5 protein-coding genes and 2 pseudogenes are annotated in these 5,423 nt (G+C 57.9%); all 7 read right to left on the bottom strand.

Annotated elements, in window-relative coordinates:
• Positions 1-385 (bottom strand): annotated as a pseudogene (locus tag CINSTRO3249_RS17705) (hypothetical protein); the annotation flags it as partial.
• A gap of 54 nt (positions 386-439) precedes the next feature.
• Positions 440-1,561, bottom strand: a complete 1,122-nt coding sequence (locus CINSTRO3249_RS12315) for a glycosyltransferase family 9 protein (protein ID WP_074013496.1) — start codon at positions 1,559-1,561, stop codon at positions 440-442.
• 6 nt (positions 1,562-1,567) lie between these two features.
• The gene (gene rfaC, locus CINSTRO3249_RS12310) at positions 1,568-2,542 is read right to left on the bottom strand and encodes a lipopolysaccharide heptosyltransferase RfaC (protein WP_074013495.1); all 975 of its coding nucleotides are present in this window, start codon (positions 2,540-2,542) and stop codon (positions 1,568-1,570) included.
• Entirely contained in the window at positions 2,542-3,591 is a 1,050-nt protein-coding gene (gene rfaF / locus CINSTRO3249_RS12305; RefSeq protein WP_074013494.1) for an ADP-heptose--LPS heptosyltransferase RfaF, read from the bottom strand. Before rfaF ends, rfaC begins: the two co-directional genes overlap by 1 nt.
• Positions 3,592-3,622: 31 nt before the next feature.
• Entirely contained in the window at positions 3,623-4,555 is a 933-nt protein-coding gene (gene rfaD, locus CINSTRO3249_RS12300; protein WP_074013493.1) for an ADP-glyceromanno-heptose 6-epimerase, read from the bottom strand.
• 119 nt (positions 4,556-4,674) lie between these two features.
• Positions 4,675-4,857: pseudogene (locus tag CINSTRO3249_RS12295) on the bottom strand (hypothetical protein); the annotation flags it as partial.
• A gap of 41 nt (positions 4,858-4,898) precedes the next feature.
• On the bottom strand, positions 4,899-5,423 hold a 525-nt coding region (locus tag CINSTRO3249_RS12290), incomplete at its 5' end, for an IS3 family transposase (RefSeq protein ID WP_125933110.1).

The raw sequence follows: 5,423 nt of genomic DNA, 5'->3' as shown, positions 1-5,423 counted from the left end.
GCTCATTGAGTTGACTGAAGCTAATTCGCTTATTATTCAGAAAACGCCAGACAGCTTGGGTAGTTGCGAAAGTTGATTTTTGAGCACTTGCGAGGTCTTTAACCGCAGAAGCAAGAAGAGCCGCGGGTGTCATATGCTGTTTAACCAGCGTCTGATATCGGCGGGTAAGGCGAGAGTCAATCCCGCCAACAGATAGGTTGAAATCATTCTGCAAAGTAATAACAGGTATCACGATAAATGTGTAGATACCTATGCCCTTATAGCGCAGGTGGGTAATGTCCCCCGCACGGCTACGGGTGATGCGACAAAAAGGCCACAGATTTTCATTGTGCCGGTAGGCACGCGGTCGGGTATAGCGGTAGATCTGCTTAAAAAATGTGCTCATTTTCCGGTTCTTACGCCATAGCGTTCAGGTTAGCGCAGTCAGCAAGGAGGCCAATCAGGGAGCGGATATATCCGACCGCCTGGCGGTCAGCCGCTGTCTGGCGGCGGCCAGGCCTGCCACAAAATTATAAATATTCTCCCGATCATCCGGGGTCAAGGCGTAAAGTTGCGTCGCCGGATGAGCGAAATGATACAGCGCGGCGAAGACAAAAGAGGAGGGCGGGATACTGTCGGGGCGAACTATCAGTGCTTTGTTTAACGGCCGTTGTTCTTTTGCCTCACACGGGCCGGCAAAGCAGATCACCGGTACCTGCAACGCATCGGCGATATAGATATTCCCCGAATCGGTGGCGATATAGCAGTCCATGCGGCGAATCGCGTCTGGTACCTCCTGAAGCGGCAGTAACCCTATCAGGCTGACGATGTCTGTCTCGGCGCCGGCATGGCGGACCAGCGCATCGAAATAGCCTTGTTCATTGGCCGTGCCGAAAACGTAGTAGCGGCACGGCAGACTCCCCAGCAGGGTGAATATTTCGCCCCACACCGACGGCGGTAGCGTTTTGGCCTTGTTACCGGCGGAGATACTGATACCGATGTTGAGGGTGTCAGACGGGGTCGCCAGCTCAGGGCGCGGCGCCGACGGCCGCCATAGCGGCGAGGTGGCATGTTTAGGCTGGCTGCGCCAGGTCAGTGAGCGATCCGCCAGCCGCAGATAGTTCTGCAGCGTCAGCGTATCGCGCCGATGCTCAACCACGCCGCTGGCGGTGAGATAAAATAGCCTATGGTACCAGCGTCGCGTATAGGTGCTGAGAAACTGTTTGTCCGGGGCGTTACATAAGGCGGCAAAAAACAGATTACTGTTGTTGGGATGCAGCAAATAAACATGGCTGTAGCGATTAACCAGCCGTAAGCCCAGGCGGATCTTGCTGAACAAATTCTGCTTGTAATTTTCGATATACAGGCACTCCGCCAGCGTATCGTCACGCTCCGCCAGCGGCGAGACCGTGCGGCTGAGCAGCGCGTCTGACACCCCCAAATGGCGCAGTAACGGGGTGATATTGACGAAATCGCCGATTTTCGCCGTCTGGATCACCAGATTTTTGCCCGATGGCCGCTGGACAAGTTTTAACAGCAGCTTTACCGGCAACAGCAGAAGAAAGATGAACAGATAATTCATGATGCGCTATCCCTGTTCCCGCGGCGGCAGCATCGGTTGCAGCGTCCGCCAGACGTGCTCCGCCGTCAGGCTCTCCATAGTGCCGTCTTCCGCGCGCAACGCCTGCTGGTGGCGTCCGTAACCGCCGATGAGCCCCGGATCGGTAGGACCGTACAGCGTCAGGTTCGGGCGATCGAGGGCGGCGGCCAAATGGCTGAGGCCGGTATCCACCGAGACGACCGCCGCGGCCCCCGCCAGCTGCGCCGCCACCTGCGCCAGCGTCAAAGGGGGCAGCACTTCCGCTGCGCTGAACCCCTCGGCCAGCCGTTCGGCGCGCAGACGCTCATGCTCCGCTCCAAAGGGTAAGGTGACTCGATAGCCGGCGTCGCCGGCAAGCTGGATAAGCGTGCGCCAGTGGGCCTCTGGCCAATGTTTACCGGGGCGGGTCGTGGCGTGCAGAAAAACCAGATAGGCCTGTCCGACCGGCTGAGGGGGAAAATGGCCGGCAATGGCATAGTCGCCGGGCGTGGTGGGAAGCGGGTAGCCCAGGCTGGCGGCGAACAGTTGGCGGATGCGCGCGATAGCGTGCTGTTGTTTGCTCACCTCGTGCCGCCGGTGGTAAAACCAGCTGGCGAAGGGTTCGCGCGCGCTTTTGCAATCCAGACCGTGTTTTTCGCCGCGGGCCACGCGGGTGACGAGCGCGGCGCTTTTCATCAGGCCCTGCGCATCGATAACCACGTCGTAGCGCTCGCGCTGCAGCTGACGTTTGAAGTCGCAGCGCTCCTGGCGCACGGCGGCGCCGAACCAGTTCTTGCGCCAGCGGCGGATGGCCACCGGGATCACCCGCCGCACCGCCGGATGCCAGGTGGGGATTTCGGCAAAATTCTCTTCTACCACCCAGTCGAAACGGATCCCGGGCATTGCGCGCACCGCATCGGTCAGCGCAGGCAGAGTATGCAACACATCACCCATCGAGGACGTTTTGACGATCAGGACCTGCATTAATTCTCCTCTTGGGGGGCCAATAACGTTTCGAGTTCGCTCAGCACCCGGTCAGGTTGAATCGCGATCAGGCTCTGATGGTAGCCTTGTTCGTCGTCACCTTGCCGAATTTTATGGTAACCACTGATTAAACGAATCACCCGGGCCTGATGGGAAAGCGGCGGGGTGAAATCCGGGCTGCTGGGCCCGTATAGCGCGACCAGCGGACGATCCAACGCGCTGGCCACGTGCATCAGACCGGAATCGTTGCTGACGATCCCCCGGCAGGCGGCAATGAGCGCGACCGCCTGCTCCAGTGACGTCTGACCGGCCAGATTGTGGCAGTGGCCGCGGGCGTCCGCCGGCAGCGCGGCGCCGATGGCCTCGCCGGCCGCCTGATCCTTGGCGGAGCCGAACAGCGCGATTTGGTAGCCGCGGTGGATAAGCGCCTCGGCCAGCGCGGCATAATGGTAATGCGGCCAGCGTTTAGCCGGGCCGAACTCGGCGCCGGGACAAAAACCAATAAGCGGGCGCGTAGCCTCAGGCACAAACGTGCTCAGTGCCTGCGCTTTCTCAGCAGCGCTGACCGTTAGGCGCGGCCAAGGCAGCGGCGTGGGTAAATCGGCGGCGCTGCGCATCGTGCGCCGATCGAAGGCCAGGGCGGCGTAACGCTGCACCATCAGCGGAAAAGCCTGTTTATCCAGCGTGCGCACATCGTTAAGCAGCCCATAACGCATTTCGCCACGCCAGCCGGTACGCTGTGGAATGTCTGCGAAAAAGGGTACCAGCGCCGATTTGAACGAATTTGGCAGCACCAGCGCCTGCTGATAGCCGCTTAGCCGCAGCGAACGCCCCAACCGGCGGCGCTCGCCCAGCGCCAGAGCGCCGTGGCCGAGCGGCATCGCCAGCGCTTGGTTGACTTCCGGCATGCGGTTAAGCAAAGGGCGACACCAGGCCGGGGCCATCACATCAATTTGCGCGCCGGGATGACGCTGTACCAGCAGGCGGTACAGGCTCTGGGACATCATCATATCGCCGACCCAGGACGGTCCGATCACCAGTATTTTCATGCCGCCGCTCTCTTTCTTACCCTCAAGGATATTAATGATTGTGGTTCAGCCAGCGTAGATATTCCGTCACCCCCTCGGCGACGGTTTTGAAAGGTTGCGTGTAGCCGGCGGCGCGCAGCTGGGTTAAATCCGCCTGGGTGTAGGCTTGATAGCGCCCTTTGAGTTTTTCCGGGAACGGAATGTATTCCAACTGGCCTTTTTTATGGTAATCCAGCACCGCGTCCGCCACTGCCTGGAACGATTCTGCCCGGCCGGTGCCGCAGTTGAAAATCCCGGAAACGTTGTTTTGCCAGAACCACAGATTCACCGCCGCGACGTCGCCGACATAGACAAAGTCGCGCTTGAAACCTTCGCTGCCGGCAAACAGTTTCGGATTGTCGCCGGCGTTGATTTGATTATTTAGATGGAAAGCCACGCTCGCCATGCCGCCTTTATGCCCTTCGCGCGGGCCGTAAACATTGAAATAGCGGAAGCCGCAGATTTGCGATTCGGCCTGCGGCAACAGGGCGCGCACATATTGATCGAACAGAAATTTGGAATAGCCATAGACGTTTAAGGGTTGCTCGTACTGTCGTTCCTCAATGAAATGCTCCGTCCGGCCGCCATAGGTTGCCGCGGAAGAGGCATACAGAAACGGGATACTGCGTTCCATACAGTAGTGCAGGAGCTCTTTAGAGTACTGATAGTTATTGTCCATCATGTACTTGCCGTCCCACTCGGTAGTGGAAGAGCAGGCGCCTTCGTGGAATACCGCGTCGATATCGCCGAAATCATCGCCGGCGACGATGCTGGCGATAAAATCCTCTTTATCCATATAGTCTGAGATATTCAGGTCGACCAGATTGGCATATTTGGTGCCGTCCTTGAGGTTATCCACCACCAATATATCGTTGTAGCCAATCTGATTTAACGCCTTAACGATATTACTGCCGATAAAACCGGCACCACCGGTGACAACTATCATGGGTTACCCTTGCGCTTCGACGGAGCCGGCACAACGTCAGCTCCTGATAATGCTTTTATCATAGCATTTCCTCTCCGGGCTTTATATCTTCCCGCTTGGCCGCAGATGCGGTATTGCCGCTAGCGCGCAAGCCGCTCTTCATCGCTGAGATAGCGCACTTTTCGGGTGTAGGTTTGCGGCTTAAACAGTAGCGGCGTCTCGCGCGAATGCAGATATTTATGCCATTCCGACAGCGGGAAACCACCGTGAGCGCCTATCACCTGTCGGGGCATGACCGAGGGCGTGCCGCCAATGCATTTCGCCTGAATAACCCCGAGTTTATTAGAGAGTAATTTTGGCAATACTACGCCGCTTCCTCTGATGCTAATTGCAAAGCGTAATAGTTCATTTCGGCTTCAGTAGGAGGGATGTAACCCAGCCGCCCGAGCAGCCTTCTGTTGTTGTACCAGTCCACCCAGTCCAGCGTGGCCAACTCCACTTCCGTCCGGTTTTTCCAGCTCCCGCGGTGGATAACCTCCGTTTTGTACAACCCGTTGATACTCTCTGCCATCGCATTATCGTAGGAGTCGCCGGTAGTGCCAACTGACGCCAGGATTTCAGCATCCTTCAGACGCTTTGAATACGCTAATGAAACATATTGTGAGCCTCGGTCTGAGTGATGGATCACCCCTTTCCCTGGGCGACGAGCCCAAAGCGCCTGCTCCAGCGCATCCAGCACCAGAGATGTCTCCATCGACGTTGAGACCCGCCAGCCGACGATAACGCCGGCGAACACATCGACGATAAAGGCCACATAAACGAAGCCCTGCGCCGTTCTGACGTAGGTGAAGTCCGCCACCCAAAGCTGATTGGGCCGCTCCGCCATGAA

Source organism: Candidatus Sodalis sp. SoCistrobi, from assembly GCF_900143145.1.
GTDB lineage: Bacteria > Pseudomonadota > Gammaproteobacteria > Enterobacterales > Enterobacteriaceae > SoCistrobi.
Note: the sequence above shows the minus strand (reverse complement) of the source record. Positions and strands in the feature narration are given on the sequence as shown.